Annotated in this window: 14 protein-coding genes; 13 read left to right on the top strand and 1 reads right to left on the bottom strand. The window is 63.6% G+C overall.

The window, feature by feature from the left end:
- The 10 genes from pstB to LE190_RS10985 all read left to right on the top strand — a co-directional run bounded on the left by pstB (position 1) and on the right by LE190_RS10985 (position 10,816).
- Positions 1 to 774, top strand: a complete 774-nt coding sequence (gene pstB, locus LE190_RS11030) for a phosphate ABC transporter ATP-binding protein PstB (RefSeq protein ID WP_225238730.1) — start codon at positions 1 to 3, stop codon at positions 772 to 774.
- Positions 775 to 807: 33 nt separating this feature from the next.
- On the top strand, positions 808 to 1,509 hold the full coding sequence (gene phoU / locus LE190_RS11025) for a phosphate signaling complex protein PhoU (protein WP_225238729.1): 702 nt from the start codon (positions 808 to 810) through the stop codon (positions 1,507 to 1,509).
- Positions 1,510 to 1,511: 2 nt separating this feature from the next.
- On the top strand, positions 1,512 to 2,198 hold the full coding sequence (locus LE190_RS11020) for a response regulator (protein WP_225238906.1): 687 nt from the start codon (positions 1,512 to 1,514) through the stop codon (positions 2,196 to 2,198).
- 13 nt (positions 2,199 to 2,211) lie between these two features.
- The gene (gene phoR / locus LE190_RS11015; protein ID WP_225238905.1) at positions 2,212 to 3,528 is read left to right on the top strand and encodes a phosphate regulon sensor histidine kinase PhoR; all 1,317 of its coding nucleotides are present in this window, start codon (positions 2,212 to 2,214) and stop codon (positions 3,526 to 3,528) included.
- A 154-nt stretch (positions 3,529 to 3,682) separates the two neighbouring features.
- Positions 3,683 to 4,597, top strand: a complete 915-nt coding sequence (locus LE190_RS11010; RefSeq protein ID WP_225238728.1) for a patatin-like phospholipase family protein — start codon at positions 3,683 to 3,685, stop codon at positions 4,595 to 4,597.
- A 10-nt stretch (positions 4,598 to 4,607) separates the two neighbouring features.
- The gene (locus LE190_RS11005) at positions 4,608 to 5,021 is read left to right on the top strand and encodes a GlcG/HbpS family heme-binding protein (protein WP_225238727.1); all 414 of its coding nucleotides are present in this window, start codon (positions 4,608 to 4,610) and stop codon (positions 5,019 to 5,021) included.
- Positions 5,022 to 5,340: 319 nt separating this feature from the next.
- On the top strand, positions 5,341 to 6,531 hold the full coding sequence (carA, locus tag LE190_RS11000) for a glutamine-hydrolyzing carbamoyl-phosphate synthase small subunit (protein WP_225238726.1): 1,191 nt from the start codon (positions 5,341 to 5,343) through the stop codon (positions 6,529 to 6,531).
- Positions 6,524 to 9,754: a carbamoyl-phosphate synthase large subunit gene (carB, locus tag LE190_RS10995; RefSeq protein ID WP_225238725.1), complete on the top strand. Its 3,231-nt coding sequence runs from the start codon at positions 6,524 to 6,526 to the stop codon at positions 9,752 to 9,754. The genes carA and carB overlap by 8 nt, the downstream gene beginning before the upstream one ends.
- Positions 9,755 to 9,866: 112 nt before the next feature.
- Positions 9,867 to 10,346: a transcription elongation factor GreA gene (gene greA, locus LE190_RS10990; protein ID WP_224945633.1), complete on the top strand. Its 480-nt coding sequence runs from the start codon at positions 9,867 to 9,869 to the stop codon at positions 10,344 to 10,346.
- Positions 10,346 to 10,816 (top strand): DUF4149 domain-containing protein, encoded by a 471-nt coding sequence (locus tag LE190_RS10985; RefSeq protein ID WP_225238724.1) that lies wholly within the window; start codon positions 10,346 to 10,348, stop codon positions 10,814 to 10,816. The genes greA and LE190_RS10985 overlap by 1 nt, the downstream gene beginning before the upstream one ends.
- 198 nt (positions 10,817 to 11,014) lie before the next feature.
- Here the strand turns inward: LE190_RS10985 and yhbY are convergent, their stop codons facing one another.
- Positions 11,015 to 11,485 carry a ribosome assembly RNA-binding protein YhbY gene (yhbY, locus tag LE190_RS10980; protein WP_225238723.1) on the bottom strand — a complete coding sequence of 157 codons (471 nt, stop codon included), beginning with the start codon at positions 11,483 to 11,485 and terminating at the stop codon, positions 11,015 to 11,017.
- Between the two features lie 41 nt (positions 11,486 to 11,526).
- Here yhbY and LE190_RS10975 point away from each other — a divergent pair, with 41 nt between their 5' ends.
- From LE190_RS10975 to folP, 3 genes are all read left to right on the top strand, one after another.
- Complete coding sequence (locus LE190_RS10975; protein ID WP_225238722.1) at positions 11,527 to 12,174, top strand: RlmE family RNA methyltransferase; 648 nt, start codon at positions 11,527 to 11,529, stop codon at positions 12,172 to 12,174.
- A 225-nt stretch (positions 12,175 to 12,399) separates the two neighbouring features.
- A complete protein-coding gene (gene ftsH, locus LE190_RS10970; protein WP_225238721.1) occupies positions 12,400 to 14,283 on the top strand; it encodes an ATP-dependent zinc metalloprotease FtsH in 1,884 nt (627 codons plus the stop codon).
- A 71-nt stretch (positions 14,284 to 14,354) separates the two neighbouring features.
- Entirely contained in the window at positions 14,355 to 15,203 is an 849-nt protein-coding gene (gene folP, locus LE190_RS10965; protein WP_225238720.1) for a dihydropteroate synthase, read from the top strand.
- Positions 15,204 to 15,206: the final 3 nt, after the last annotated feature.

Genomic DNA, 15,206 nt, shown 5'->3' with positions numbered 1-15,206 from the left:
ATGAACCAGACCACGACCAAGAGCAAGACCATCGAGATCCAGGGCCTGAACTTCTTCTACGGGAAGACCCAGAGCCTGAAGAACGTGAAGCTCGACATCCACGACCGCCAGGTGACCGCCTTCATCGGTCCCTCGGGCTGCGGCAAGTCGACCCTGCTGCGCACCCTGAACCGCATGTACGACCTGTACCCGGGCCAGCGCGCCGAAGGCCTGATCCAGTACCGCGGCCGTAACATCCTGGCGCCTGGCGTGGACGTCAACATGCTGCGCGCCAAGGTGGGCATGGTGTTCCAGAAGCCGACCCCGTTCCCGATGTCGATCTACGACAACATCGCCTTTGGCGTGCGCCTCTACGAAAACCTGTCGAAAGGTGAGATGGACGAGCGCGTCGAATGGGCGCTGAAGAAGGCGGCCTTGTGGGAAGAGGCGAAGGACAAGCTGAACAAGAGCGGCCTGTCGCTCTCCGGCGGCCAGCAGCAGCGCCTGTGCATCGCGCGCGGCGTGGCGGTGAAACCCGATGTGCTGCTGCTCGACGAGCCGACCTCCGCGCTGGACCCGATCTCGACCGCCAAGATCGAAGAACTGATCAGCGAACTGAAACAGGACTACACGATCGTCATCGTGACCCACAACATGCAGCAGGCCGCGCGCTGTTCCGATTACACTGCCTACATGTATCTTGGAGAGCTGATCGAATTCGGCGAGACCGACCAGATCTTCATGAACCCGGCGCGCAAGGAAACCCAAGATTATATTACCGGCCGCTTTGGCTGACCGACCGAGACGAACCCGAACTGGAGACAAGCAATGACAGGCGAGCATTCATCCAAGCAGTATGACCAGGAACTGGAAGCGATCCGTTCCAAGGTCTTGCTGATGGGCGGCATGGTGGAAACCCAGCTCGAGGAAGCGCTGGAATGCTTCCGCGTGGGCGACACCGCGCGCGCCGAGCGCGTGATCGCCGGGGATGGGGCCGTGAACCAGCTCGAAGTGCAGCTGGACGACGCCTGCGGCCACCTGATCGTGCGCCGCCAGCCGGCGGCCAACGACCTGCGCACGGTGATGGCCACCATCAAGGTCATCACCGACCTCGAACGTGTCGGCGACGAAGCCACCAAGATCGCACGCAGCGCCAAGGGCCTGCACGAGCGGGGCAACGCCTCCTTCGCCCACTACGACATGGTGCGCGGCATCGCGCGCGCCGCCGTCGGCATGCTGCACGGCGCCCTCGACGCCTTCGCGCGTCTGGACGGCAAGGCGGCGCACGAACTGATCGCGGTCGACGAGACCATCAACCACGAATTCCGCAGCATCATGCGCACCCTGATCACGTTCATGATGGAAGACCCGCGCACGATCTCCACGGCGCTCGACACGCTGTGGGTGGCCAAGGCCATCGAACGGGTCGGCGACCACGCCAAGAACATCGCCGAATACGTGGTCTACGTGGTCGAAGGGCGCGACATCCGCCACAGCAAGGCGCCGGCGGCCGAAGGAGCGGGCGCTTGAGCATGGCGGACAACACCCGCGTGCTGCTGGTCGAGGACGAACCCGCGATCGTCGAGCTGGTGAGGTATTCGCTGCGCGAAGCCGGCTGGGACATCCGCAGCGCCGACACGGTGGGCGCGGCCTGGGACAGCATCACCCACGCCAGGCCCGACCTCGTGCTGCTGGACTGGATGCTGCCCGACCAGAGCGGCCTGCGCCTGCTGTCGCGCCTGCGCGGCGACCGCGACTTCCAGGACATCCCGGTCATCATGCTGACCGCCAAGAGCATGGAAGAAGACAAGATCGCCGGCCTGGACACGGGTGCCGACGACTACATCACCAAGCCGTTCTCGCCGCGCGAACTGCTGGCGCGTTCGCGCGCGCTGCTGCGCCGCAAGCTCCCGCACCTGGCCGAAGCGCCGCTGCGCGCCGGCGGCGTGGTGCTCGATCCAGGCAGCTGTACCGTCACGGTCGACGGGCAGCCGATCGAGATCGGGCATGCCGAATTCAAGCTGCTCAAGTTCCTGATGGCGCACCGCGAGCGTGTGTTTTCGCGCGCCCAGCTGCTCGACAAGCTGTGGGGCGACCACGCGGTGATCGAGGAGCGCACGGTCGACGTGCACGTGCTGCGGCTGCGCAAGGCCCTGAAAAGCGCCGATGGACTGATCCGCACGGTGCGCAGCGTCGGCTACATGCTGTCCGAGAAGTAGAACAATGAGCTCGATGAGTCCGAAGCTGCTGTTCTGGGTGCCGGCGATCCTGCGCCTGGCCTTGCTGTTCGGTGCCGCAGGCCTGGTGTGGTGGATGGCGGGCACGCTTTCCGCGCTGGTGTTCGCGCTGTCGGCGCTGGCGGTCGCGCTGTTCATCCAGCTGCGCTACCTGCACGCGCTGGGCGAGTGGCTGAACGACCCGCGCTCGGGCCGCTTGCCGGACGGCTGGGGCGCCTGGACCGAGGTGTTCGCGCGCCTATACCGGCTGCGGCGCGAGGACGAGCGCCACCAGGCCGAGATGGCCGAATGGCTGGCGCGCTTTCGCCAGGCCATGCAGCTGCTGCCGGAAGGTGTGGCGATCATGGACGACGTGCTGTTCCTGGAGTGGTGCAACGAGGCGGCCGAGCGCCACCTTGGCCTGAGCCTGGCGCGCGACAAGAGCCTGCGCGTGACCAACCTGGTGCGCCACCCCGAGTTCATCGACTACGTGGTGCTGGGCCGCTACGAGCAGCCGCTGACGCTGTCCTTCCGCGGCCGCAAGCTCGAATGCCGCATCATCCCTTTCGAGAACCGGCGCCAGATCCTGGTCACCCACGACGCCACCGAGTCCGAGCGACTGGACGCGATGCGGCGCGACTTCATCGCCAACGCCTCGCACGAACTGCGCACGCCGCTGACGGTGATCGTCGGCTTCCTCGAGATCGCGCTGTCCGATCCCGGCATGGACCTGGCTACCCGGACGGCGCACCTGCACCTGATGACGGAACAGGGGCAGCGCATGCAGCGCCTGATCGGCGACATGCTGACCCTGTCGCGCCTGGAATCGGACGAATTCCCGCTCAAGCGCGAGCGGGTCGACATGCGCGCGCTGGTGGAATCGGTTGCGGAAGAGACCCGGGCCCTGTCGGGCGGGCGCCATGCGGTCGAGGTCGAATGCGAGGGACCCGACGTGATGGGCAGCCAGGAAGAGCTGCGTAGCGCCTTCGCCAACCTGGCCTCGAATGCGGTGCGCTATTCACCGGATGGCGGCACGATCCGCTTGTCCTGGAAGCGCGGGCCCGACGATTTGCGCTTCGCGGTGACGGACAGCGGGATCGGCATCGAGCCGATCCACATCGCGCGCCTGACCGAGCGCTTCTACCGCGTCGACAAGAGCCGCTCGCGCGAGACCCAGGGGACGGGGCTGGGGCTGGCAATCGTCAAGCACGTGCTGCTGCGCCATGGCGGGCGTCTCCTGATCAGTTCGGTGCCAGGGCAGGGAAGCAGCTTCACGGCGGTGCTGCCCAACACCTCATTGGGGTCGGAGTCGAATTCGTCGGAAAACCCGTGATATCTCCTGGCAGCGGGCTCCGAACCGGGTTCTGCCCGATGAGGTCTGGGTCGAATTGTCGGGCATCTCCGTTGCATGTCCGGATCATCCGATGCTGGCCCCCTTCATTCTTCGGTCGCGGTACAATCGTGCTTCGTTCCCTCAAGCACCCCTTATGTTCTCTCGCCGTAGCTCCCTGATCGCCTGCGCCGCGCTGTTCCTGACCGCTTGCGGCAGTACCCCATCCCAGCCTCCCGCGGCGCCTGCCGCCCAGCAGGTCACACCACCGTCACCGCGGAAGGTGAAAATCGGCCTGGCGCTGGGCGGCGGCGCCGCCCGCGGCTTTGCCCACATCGGCGTCATCAAGGCGCTGGAAGCCCAGGGCATCGTGCCCGAGATCGTGGTCGGCACCAGCGCCGGTTCGGTGGTCGGCGCGCTGTACGCGTCGGGCATGGACGGCTTTACACTGCAGAAGACCGCGATGGGCATGGACGAGTCGACCATCTCGGACTGGGCCCTGCCGCTGTTCGGCAAATCGACCGGCGTGCTGAAAGGAGAGGCGCTGCAGAACTACGTGAACAAGGCCGTGGGTGGCGTGCCGATGGAGCGCCTGAAGCTGCGCTTCGGCGCCGTGGCCACCGACCTCAAGACCGGCAGCCCGATCCTGTTCAACAAGGGCAACACCGGCATGGCCGTGCGAGCCTCGTCGAGCGTGCCGAGCGTGTTCCAGCCGGTTAAGATCGGCGCCAATACCTATGTCGATGGTGGACTGGTGGCACCGGTGCCGGTGAAGTTCACCAAGGAGATGGGCGCCGAGTTCATTATTGCGGTAAATATTTCCAGCGCCACCGAAGGGGCGGCCACGGCCAGTTCGCTCGACGTCCTGATGCAGACCTTCAGCATCATGGGCCAGCGCCTGAACCACTTCGAACTGAAGGAAGCCGACGTCGTCATCACGCCCAAGCTTGGCAACATGGGCAGTGCCGACTTCACCAGCCGCAACCAGGCCATCCTTGCCGGAGAACAGGCGGCGGCTGCGGTGATGCCGCAAATCAAGGCCAAACTCAAGGCCAAGCAACAAGGACAATAAGGGAACCCCCATGCAAACGAAGCCTTACCTGATCCTGGAAGACGTCAAGAAGATCGCCGCCGCCGCCGAAGCCGAAGCGCTGCGCAACAACTGGGCGGTGTCGTTCGCCATCGTGGACGACGGGGGACACCTGCTGTGCTTGCAGCGCCTGGACGGCGCCGCGCCGAGCTCGGCCTACATCGCACCGGCCAAGGCACGCACCGCCGCGCTCGGCCGTCGCGAATCAAAGCTTTACGAGGACGTGATCAACAACGGTCGCACCTCTTTTCTGTCGGCTCCGGAACTCGAAGGCATGCTGGAAGGCGGGGTGCCGGTGATCGTGGACGGACACGTGATCGGTGCGGTGGGCGTGTCGGGCGTGAAATCGAACGAGGACGCGCAGATCGCCAAGGCGGGCATCGCGGCCCTGGGGATCGGCGGCTGAGTCACGTACCAGCACGGGAAGACAAGGCGCTGCGGCGCCTTTTCTTTTTGTTTCGCCCAGGCAGCATCGACCCGAGCGCGCGCCGCGTTTGCGCGTTTTTGAGCAAAATCAGGGCCACTTTTATCAAATTGCTGCATTGCCGAATAAGCCCTTCCCGCGCTATAATTCGGAAGTTTAACCATTCACACATTTGCCGTAGCGCCTACCCACCATCCCTCATTCAACTAGATGTCCAGCTACCGGCAGGCAGTCTCCGCCCGGGTGTGTTGGATGCCGGTCTGACGTGGCGAAGCTACGGTAACTTTATTGGGAGTTACCCTTGCCGCCATTTTTTTCTGGCCCAGCCGTCCCGGCCATCCTGGCTCTCGCTGACGGAACGATTTTCAAAGGAGTTTCCATTGGTGCCACCGGTCATACGACTGGTGAAGTGGTGTTCAACACCGCGATTACCGGCTACCAGGAAATCCTCACCGACCCCAGCTATTCGCGTCAGATCGTTACCCTGACGTACCCGCACATCGGCAACTACGGCGTCAACCCGGCCGACGTCGAGGCCTCCAGGGTGCACGCCGCCGGCCTGATCATCCGCGACCTGCCGCTGCTGGCATCGAATTTCCGTTCCACCCAGTCGCTGTCGGATTATCTGAAGCAGGAAAACGTGGTTGCCATCGCCGGCATCGACACCCGCAAGCTGACGCGCATCCTGCGCGAGAAGGGCGCCCAGGCCGGCGCCATCGTGACCGGCATCCAGGGCAAGGAGCCGCAGGAAAGCCAGGCGCTGGAGCTGGCGCGTTCCTTCCCTGGCCTGGCCGGCATGGACCTGGCCAAGGTCGTGTCCGTGAAAGAGCCCTACGTCTTCACCGAGACCGAGTGGAAGCTCGGCGAAGGCTTCGGCAAGCAGGACAATCCCCAGTACCACGTGGTCGCGTTTGACTACGGCGTCAAGCGCAACATCCTGCGCATGCTGGCCGAGCGCGGCTGCAAGGTGACCGTGCTGCCGGCCCAGGCAACCGCCGCCGACGCGCTGGCCCTGAATCCGGACGGTATCTTCCTGGCCAACGGCCCGGGCGACCCGGAACCTTGCGACTACGCGATCCAGGCCAGCCGCGAGCTGATCGAGAAGGGCGTCCCGACCTTCGGCATTTGCCTCGGCCACCAGATCATGGCGCTGGCGTCCGGCGCCAAGACCATGAAGATGAAGTTCGGCCACCACGGCGCCAACCATCCGGTGCAGGACCTCGATTCGAAGAAGGTATTGATCACGTCGCAGAACCACGGCTTCGCGGTCGACCCGGAGACCCTCCCGGCCAACTGCCGCGTCACCCACGTGTCGCTGTTCGACGGTTCGCTGCAAGGTTTCGAGCGTACCGATAAGCCCGCCTTCTGCTTCCAGGGCCACCCGGAAGCCTCGCCCGGCCCGACCGACGTCGCCTACCTGTTCGACCGCTTCATCAAGCTGATGGATGCGAAAGCTGGAAAAAATACTGCAGGAGAAGAAGTAAATGCCTAAGCGTAGTGATATCAAAAGCATCCTGATCATCGGCGCGGGTCCGATCGTCATCGGCCAGGCGGTCGAATTCGACTACTCGGGCGCCCAGGCCTGCAAGGCCCTGCGCGAAGAAGGCTACAAGGTCATCCTGGTCAACTCGAACCCGGCGACCATCATGACCGACCCGGAAACGGCCGACGTCACCTACATCGAGCCGATCACCTGGAAGGTCGTCGAGCGCATCATCGACAAGGAGCGTCCGGACGCGATCCTGCCGACCATGGGCGGCCAGACCGCGCTGAACTGCGCGCTCGACCTGCACCACAACGGCGTGCTGGAAAAATACAAGGTCGAGCTGATCGGCGCGACCCCGGAAGCGATCGACAAGGCCGAGGACCGCTCCAAGTTCAAGGATGCGATGACCAAGATCGGCCTCGGTTCGGCGCGCTCGGGCGTGGCGCACTCGATGGAAGAGTCGTGGGCCGTGCAGCGCGAACTGGGCTTCCCGACCATCATCCGTCCGTCCTTCACGATGGGCGGCAGCGGCGGCGGCATCGCCTATAACGAAGAGGAATTCGAAGCGATCTGCAAGCGCGGCCTGGAAGCCTCGCCGACCAACGAGCTGCTGATCGAAGAGTCGCTGCTCGGCTGGAAAGAGTACGAGATGGAAGTGGTCCGCGACAAGAAGGACAACTGCATCATCATCTGCTCGATCGAAAACCTGGACCCGATGGGCGTGCACACCGGCGACTCGATCACCGTCGCGCCGGCGCAGACGCTGACCGACAAGGAATACCAGATCATGCGCAACGCGTCGATCAACGTGCTGCGCGAGATCGGCGTCGACACCGGCGGCTCGAACGTGCAGTTCGCGATCAACCCGAAGGACGGCCGCATGATCGTCATCGAGATGAACCCGCGCGTGTCGCGTTCCTCGGCGCTGGCCTCGAAAGCCACCGGCTTCCCGATCGCGAAAGTGGCGGCCAAGCTGGCCGTCGGCTTCACGCTGGACGAGCTGCGCAACGAGATCACCGGCGGCGCGACCCCGGCCTCGTTCGAGCCGTCAATCGACTACGTCGTCACCAAGATCCCGCGCTTCACCTTCGAGAAATTCCCGACCGCGGACAAGCACCTGACCACCCAGATGAAATCGGTGGGCGAGGTGATGGCGATGGGCCGCACCTTCCAGGAGTCCTTCCAGAAAGCCCTGCGCGGCCTGGAAGTGGGCGTCGACGGCCTGAACGAAAAGACCCGCGACCGCGAGAAGATCGAAGAGGAACTGGGTGAGCCGGGCCCGGAGCGCATCTGGTATGTGGGTGACGCATTCGCCCAGGGCTTCACCCTGGAAGAGGTGCATAACCTCACCAAGATCGACCCGTGGTTCCTGGTGCAGATCAAGGAGATCGTCGACATCGAGCTGTGGCTGGATCACCAGAAGCTGGACAGCCTGGACAAGCCGCTGCTGTACAAGCTGAAGCAGAAGGGCTTCTCGGACCGCCGCCTGGCCTTCCTGATGCAGACCACGCCGCAGGCCGTGCGCGAGCGCCGCCATGCGCTGGGCATCCGTCCGGTGTACAAGCGCGTCGATACCTGCGCGGCCGAGTTTTCGACCAACACGGCCTACATGTACTCGACCTACGACGAGGAGTGCGAGTCCAACCCGACCGACAAGAAGAAGATCATGGTGCTGGGCGGTGGCCCGAACCGTATCGGCCAGGGCATCGAGTTCGACTACTGCTGCGTGCACGCGGCTCTCGCCATGCGCGAAGACGGCTACGAGACCATCATGGTCAACTGCAACCCGGAGACCGTGTCGACCGACTACGACACCTCGGACCGCCTGTACTTCGAATCGCTGACCCTGGAAGACGTGCTGGAAATCGTCGACCTCGAAAAGCCGGAAGGCGTGATCGTGCAGTACGGCGGCCAGACTCCGCTGAAGCTCGCGCTGGATCTGGAAGCCAACGGCGTGCCGATCATCGGCACCTCGCCGGACATGATCGACGCGGCCGAAGACCGCGAGCGCTTCCAGCAGCTGCTGCAAAAGCTCGGCCTGCGCCAGCCGCCGAACCGCACCGCGCGCACCGAAGCCGACGCCCTGGCGCTGGCCGACGAGATCGGCTACCCGCTGGTGGTGCGTCCGTCCTACGTGCTGGGCGGCCGCGCCATGGAGATCGTCCACGAGCAGCGCGACCTCGAGCGCTACATGCGCGAAGCGGTCAAGGTCTCGCACGATTCGCCGGTGCTGCTGGACCGCTTCCTGAACGACGCCATCGAAGTCGACGTCGACTGCATCTCGGACGGCGAAGCCACCTTCATCGGCGGCGTGATGGAGCACATCGAACAGGCCGGCGTGCACTCGGGCGATTCGGCCTGTTCGCTGCCGCCGTACTCGCTGTCGCAAGAGACCATCAATGAGCTCAAGCACCAGACCGCGCTGATGGCCAAGGCCCTGAATGTGGTCGGCCTGATGAACGTGCAGTTCGCGATCCAGCAGTCGGAAGTCGACGGCAAGACCGTGGACACGGTCTTTGTGCTGGAAGTGAACCCACGCGCCTCGCGCACCGTGCCGTTCGTGTCGAAGGCGACTGGCCTGCAGCTGGCCAAGATCGCGGCGCGCTGCATGGTGGGCCAGACCCTGGCGCAACAGGGCATCACGAAAGAAGTGACACCGCCGTTCTACAGCGTCAAGGAAGTCGTGTTCCCGTTCGTGAAGTTCCCGGGCGTCGACACCATCCTCGGACCGGAAATGAAGTCGACCGGCGAAGTGATGGGCGTGGGCGAGACCTTCGGCGAAGCCTTCGTGAAATCGCAGCTGGCGGCCGGCATCATCCTGCCGACCAAGGGCACGGTGTTCCTGTCGGTGAAGGGTGCGGACAAGCCGCGTGCCGTCGCCGCGGCGCGCGAACTGGTGGCGCTGGGCTTCTCGCTGGTGGCCACCAAGGGTACCGCCGCCGTCATCGAGGCGGCCGGCATTCCGGTGCGCCAGGTGAACAAGGTGCTGGAAGGCCGTCCGCACGTGGTCGACATGATCAAGAACCGCGAAATCGTCATGGTGATCAACACCGTGGAAGAGAAGCGTTCGGCGATCACCGATTCGCGCACCATCCGGACCTCGGCCCTGCAGTCGCGCGTGGTCACCTACACGACTATCGCCGGCGCGGAAGCCGCGATCGAAGGCATGCGCCACCTGGACGAGCTGCGCGTCTACGATTTACAAGGCCTTCATAAAACCTTAAACTAAGCATCAGTGTAAGAACTGAGTAGCACCAAGGACCACAGAGCTCGCGCGGCAGCGCCGCGCGCCTCTGTGGTTTTCACTTGGTGCGTCCAATCACGAATCAACGTAGAGCGACATGAACACTAGCGTACCACTGACCAAATACGGCGCCGAACTCCTGAAGGAAGAGCTGCACCAGCTCAAGACCAAGGAGCGCCGTAACGTGATCGACGCGATCGCCGAGGCGCGCTCGCACGGCGACCTGTCCGAAAATGCCGAATACGACGCCGCGAAAGAGCGCCAGGCCTTCGTCGAGGGCCGCATCGCGGAACTCGAAGGCAAGCTGAGCGCCGCGCAGATCATCGATCCGGCCACGCTGGATGCGGAAGGCCGCGTTGTCTTCGCCTCGACCGTCGACCTGGAAGACCTGGAAAGCGGCCAGAAGGTGAGCTACCAGATCGTCGGCATCGACGAAGCCGACATCAAGCTGAACAAGGTATCGGTGACCTCGCCGATCGCGCGCGCCCTGATCGGCAAGTATGCCGGCGACGTGGTCGAAGTGCAGGCCCCTTCGGGTCCGCGCGAATACGAAATCCTCGAAGTGCGCTACGTCTGATGGCGGACAGCCTCCCGCGTTCCGCTTCCCGTGTCGCCGCCGCCAGGCTGCTGGTGGCGGTGCTATGGGCGGGAGCGCTGTGGGTGCTGGGCTATATCGCGGCGCCGGCCGTGTTCGCCACGGTGCCGAGCGCTGTGGCGGGTGACGTGGTCGGCAGCTTCCTGCAGCGCCTGGGCTGGATCTCGCTCGGCTGCGGGGCCCTGATGGTCATGCTGGTGCGGTTTTCCGGCGACCTCGATGGCGCGCGGCGGCGCAGCCTGAAGCTGCTGGTGCTGGCGATGCTGGCCTGCGCCCTGGTGATGTGGGCCGGACTGCAGCCGGCCATGGCGGAGCTGCGCGCGCTGGCGGGTGAGGGCGGGGTGAAAGCTTCGCCGTACTGGACGCGATTCGCCGTCATGCATGGCGTGTCGCAGCTGTTTCACGTGATCGAGAGCGTTCTTGCCGCGGTGCTGGTGCTGAAGAGCCGCTGACACAGGGTTTGCTAGGGTGGGCAGGTGTCCTGCCCACGCGGTCAAATACGCTATGTGCACCCAAGTATATTTACTTTTGTTCAAGCATGAGTTGAACGCGTGGGCGGGAGACCCGCCCACCCTACGATCCTCAGCTTGGATGGCTGATGCTCGTTCCGAAAGAAACGGCGAAAAAAAACCGGGTCACCCCGGTTCCGATCACTTGTTCAGTGAATTCTTCTTGGTCGACGCCTGGCGCGGCTTGGCGCGCTTGATGTTGCCGCCCGCGGTGACACGTTCGTTCCCCTTCAGCATGACCTTGGTGACGCTCGGCTTCTTGGTGCCGCTGGCGCTGGCCTTGACGATGGTAACTTCGCGCATGCCCTTGCCAGCCTTGCTGCTGCGTTCCTTGACGGTTTCCTTCTTCGGGCGGTACAGCACCAGCAGCTTGCCGATGTGCTGGACAGGCGCGGCGTCGAGTTCGCCGCAGATCTGTTCGTACATGGCAACGCGGGCTTCGCGATCGTCGCCGAACACACGCACCTTGATCAGGCCATGCGCGTCAAGGCTGGCGGCGATTTCCTTCATGACCGATTCGGTCAGGCCCGATTCGCCGATCATGACGACCGGATTGAGTCCATGGGCTTCGGCACGCAGTGCGCTGCGCTCGGCCGGAGTGAGTTTAAGCATAATTAGTTTGGAAGTACCTTTAAAAGCAGTATTCTACGCGAATGGCCAAGAACAAATTAAACAAAAACTGGTTGCACGACCATATTAACGACCCTTACGTCAAACTGGCCCAGAAAGATGGCTTTCGCGCGCGCGCGGCCTACAAGCTCAAGGAGATCGATGAAAGCGAAAAGCTGATCAAGCCGGGCCAGGTCATTGTCGACCTTGGCTGTACGCCCGGCAGCTGGGCCCAGTACACCCGGCGCAAGCTGGCCGGTGCGGACGGTGGCGGTATCCACGGCACCATCATCGGCCTGGACATGCTGCCCATGGAGCCGATCGCCGATGTCCAGTATATCCAGGGCGATTTTCGTGAAGAAGAGGTGCTGGACCAGCTCGACGTCCTGCTGCAGGGCCGCAAGGCCGACCTCGTCCTGTCCGACATGGCGCCCAACCTGTCGGGCATTCCAACGGCGGATGCGGCACGAATGGAACACTTGATCGATCTTGCCATTGAGTTTTCTCAACTTCACATGAAGCCCGGCGGCGCGCTGCTGGTGAAATGCTTTAAAGACATGGGATTTACCCAGATACTGGAAAAGTTTCGTACAGAATTCAAGACAGTCAAGCAGGTCAAACCCAAGGCAAGCCGGGACAAATCGTCCGAGATTTTCCTGCTCGGGCGTGGCCTGAAGAATCCGGCGGCCTGAAAACGGAACGGAATGCGTCACGAAACGCCGATTTACCCTTGATATTCGGCGCGGCAACCGCACATCAGCCGCGTGAGGCGGGTCGCGCGCACCCTGCGTAGCCTGCCTGGCATTAAAAAATGGCATTTAAGCACTATTGCTTACGTTGCGTGGCGGCGTCGGCTTATTGCGGTTAAAATCGTCATACTGAATCAGTAGAGATGCGCTCGCATCGGAGGAGTTTTCGTGAATAATATGTTTTCCAAATCCGCCATCTGGGTGGTCGTTGCGCTGCTGTTGTTCATGCTGTTCAAGCAGTTCGACAACCACAGCGTCGCCGGCGGCAGCAAGACCATCGCTTATTCCGAGCTCCTCGACGAGGTAAAGGCACGCCGCATCAAGGACGTGGTGATCGAAGGCTCGAACATCACGGCTACCCGCCAGGACGACAGCAAGGTCCGCGCCACCGCGACCATCCTCGACCGCGGCCTGATCGGCGACCTGCGCGAGAACGGCGTGCGCTTCGACGTCAAGCCGCCCGAAGAGCCGGGCTTCCTGCAACAGGTCTTCATCTCCTGGTTCCCGATGCTGCTCCTGATCGGCGTGTGGGTGTTCTTCATGCGCCAGATGCAAGGCGGCGGCAAGGGCGGCGCTTTCTCCTTTGGCAAGTCGAAGGCGCGCATGCTCGATGAAACCAACAATACCGTCACCTTCGCCGATGTCGCCGGCTGTGACGAAGCGAAGGAAGAAGTTTCCGAGATCGTCGACTTCCTGAAAGACCCGACCAAGTTCCAGAAGCTGGGCGGCCGCATTCCGCGTGGCGTGCTGATGGTCGGTCCTCCGGGTACCGGTAAAACCCTGCTGGCACGCGCCATCGCCGGCGAAGCCAAGGTGCCGTTTTTCTCGATCTCCGGTTCCGACTTCGTCGAGATGTTCGTCGGCGTCGGTGCGTCGCGCGTGCGCGACATGTTTGAAAATGCAAAGAAGCATTCGCCTTGCATCATCTTCATCGACGAGATCGATGCGGTCGGCCGCCACCGCGGCGCCGGCATGGGCGGCGGCAACGACGAGCGTGAACAGACCCTGAACCAGCTGCTGGTCGAGATGGACGGCTTCGAAGCCTCCTCGGGCGTGATCGTCATCGCCGCGACCAACCGCGCCGACGTGCTCGACAAGGCGCTGCTGCGTCCGGGCCGTTTCGACCGCCAGGTGATGGTGGGCCTGCCGGACATCCGCGGCCGCGAGCAGATCCTGAACGTGCACATGCGCAAGGTGCCGATCGGTACCGACGTCAAGGCCGACATCCTGGCGCGCGGCACCCCGGGCTTCTCGGGCGCCGACCTGGCCAACCTGGTCAACGAGGCCGCGCTGTTCGCGGCGCGCCGCAGCAAGCGCCTGGTCGAGATGATCGACTTCGAAGATGCGAAGGACAAGATCTACATGGGTCCGGAGCGCAAGTCGATGGTCATGCGCGAGGAAGAGCGCCGCAACACGGCTTACCACGAGTCGGGCCACGCGGTGGTCGCCAAGCTGCTGCCCAAGGCGGACCCGGTGCACAAGGTCACGATCATGCCGCGCGGCTATGCGCTCGGCCTGACCTGGCAGCTGCCTGAGCACGACAACCTGTCGGGCTACAAGGACAAGATGCTGGAAGAAATCTCGATCCTGTTCGGCGGCCGTATCGCCGAAGAGATCTTCGTCGGCCAGATGTCGACCGGCGCCTCGAACGACTTCGCCCGCGCCACCAAGCTGGCCCGTTCGATGGTGACCCGCTTCGGCATGTCCGAGAGCATGGGCGTGATGGTCTACGAAGACAGCGAGAACGAAGGCTTCTTCGGCGGCGCCACCAAGACCATCTCGGAAGCGACGCAGCAGAAGGTCGATGCCGAGATCCGCAACATCCTCGACACCCAGTACGCCCTGGCGCGCCGCCTGCTCGAGGAAAACCGCGACAAGGTCGAGATGATGACCAAGGCGCTGCTCGACTGGGAAACCATCGATGCCGAGCAGATCAACGACATCATGGCGGGCCGCGAGCCGCGCCAGCCGAAGACCGGCCTGCTGACCAAGCGTAACCCGCCGAGCGACAGCGGCGGCGGCGTGGCGCCGAACGCGACGGCACCGGCTTGATCAGCTGCCCTGCTTGAGCAAAAAGGCATCCCGACGGATGCCTTTTTCACGTTAACACTCCTCTCTCTGTCATGCCCAAGAATCTGCATTGCGGCCAGTACAGCTTCGCGCTGGAAGGCCCAGGCGCTGACCATCCACTCGTGATGGGCATCCTGAACGTTACCCCCGATTCGTTTTCCGATGGCGGCCGCTTCCAGGGCCTCGAGTTCGCGCTCGCACACGCCGAGGAGATGATCCGCGATGGCGCGGCCATGATCGACATCGGCGGTGAATCGACCCGTCCCGGCTCCCCAAGCGTGCCGGTGTCGGAAGAACTGGCGCGCGTCATGCCGACCCTGTACGCGCTGCGCACGCTGGACGTGGCGCTGTCGGTCGATACCTGCAAGCCGGAAGTCATGCGCGAAGCGATCATTGCCGGCGCCGACATGATCAACGACATCAATGGTTTTCGCGCGCCCGGCGCCATCGAGGCGGTGCAGGACAGCGACTGCGGCCTGTGCGTGATGCACATGCAGGCCACGCCCCAGACCATGCAGCAAGCCCCGGGCTATGCCGACGTGGTGGGAGAGGTGATCGCCTTCCTGCACGAGCGCGTGGACAGCCTGGTTCGCGCCGGCATCGCGCGCGAGCGTCTCTGCGTCGACCCGGGTTTTGGCTTCGGCAAGACGGTGGAACACAACTACGCGCTGCTGCGCCAGTTAGGGCGCATCGGCGCCGAACTCGCGTTGCCGGTACTGGCCGGCCTGTCGCGCAAGTCGATGATTGGCGCCATCACTGGCCGTCCGGTCGAGGCCAGGGTGGCAGGCAGCCTGGGCGGGGCATTGGCTGCCGTGGCGCATGGCGCTAAAATTGTGCGTGTGCACGATGTAGCAGAAACGGTCGATGCGCTGAAGGTATGGCACGCCGGCACCCAAGATTAATTC

This window comes from Massilia hydrophila, from assembly GCF_020208145.1.
Classification (GTDB): Bacteria; Pseudomonadota; Gammaproteobacteria; order Burkholderiales; family Burkholderiaceae_D; genus Telluria; species Telluria hydrophila.
Note: the sequence above shows the minus strand (reverse complement) of the source record. Positions and strands in the feature narration are given on the sequence as shown.

Coding starts and splice junctions, on each gene's coding strand:
- pstB (WP_225238730.1), top strand. CDS start 1: ATGAACCAGACCACGACCAAGAGCAAGACCATCGAGATCCAGGGCCTG.
- phoU (WP_225238729.1), top strand. CDS start 808: ATGACAGGCGAGCATTCATCCAAGCAGTATGACCAGGAACTGGAAGCG.
- LE190_RS11020 (WP_225238906.1), top strand. CDS start 1,512: ATGGCGGACAACACCCGCGTGCTGCTGGTCGAGGACGAACCCGCGATC.
- phoR (WP_225238905.1), top strand. CDS start 2,212: ATGAGTCCGAAGCTGCTGTTCTGGGTGCCGGCGATCCTGCGCCTGGCC.
- LE190_RS11010 (WP_225238728.1), top strand. CDS start 3,683: ATGTTCTCTCGCCGTAGCTCCCTGATCGCCTGCGCCGCGCTGTTCCTG.
- LE190_RS11005 (WP_225238727.1), top strand. CDS start 4,608: ATGCAAACGAAGCCTTACCTGATCCTGGAAGACGTCAAGAAGATCGCC.
- carB (WP_225238725.1), top strand. CDS start 6,524: ATGCCTAAGCGTAGTGATATCAAAAGCATCCTGATCATCGGCGCGGGT.
- greA (WP_224945633.1), top strand. CDS start 9,867: ATGAACACTAGCGTACCACTGACCAAATACGGCGCCGAACTCCTGAAG.
- LE190_RS10985 (WP_225238724.1), top strand. CDS start 10,346: ATGGCGGACAGCCTCCCGCGTTCCGCTTCCCGTGTCGCCGCCGCCAGG.
- yhbY (WP_225238723.1), bottom strand. CDS start 11,485: ATGCTTAAACTCACTCCGGCCGAGCGCAGCGCACTGCGTGCCGAAGCC.
- LE190_RS10975 (WP_225238722.1), top strand. CDS start 11,527: ATGGCCAAGAACAAATTAAACAAAAACTGGTTGCACGACCATATTAAC.
- folP (WP_225238720.1), top strand. CDS start 14,355: ATGCCCAAGAATCTGCATTGCGGCCAGTACAGCTTCGCGCTGGAAGGC.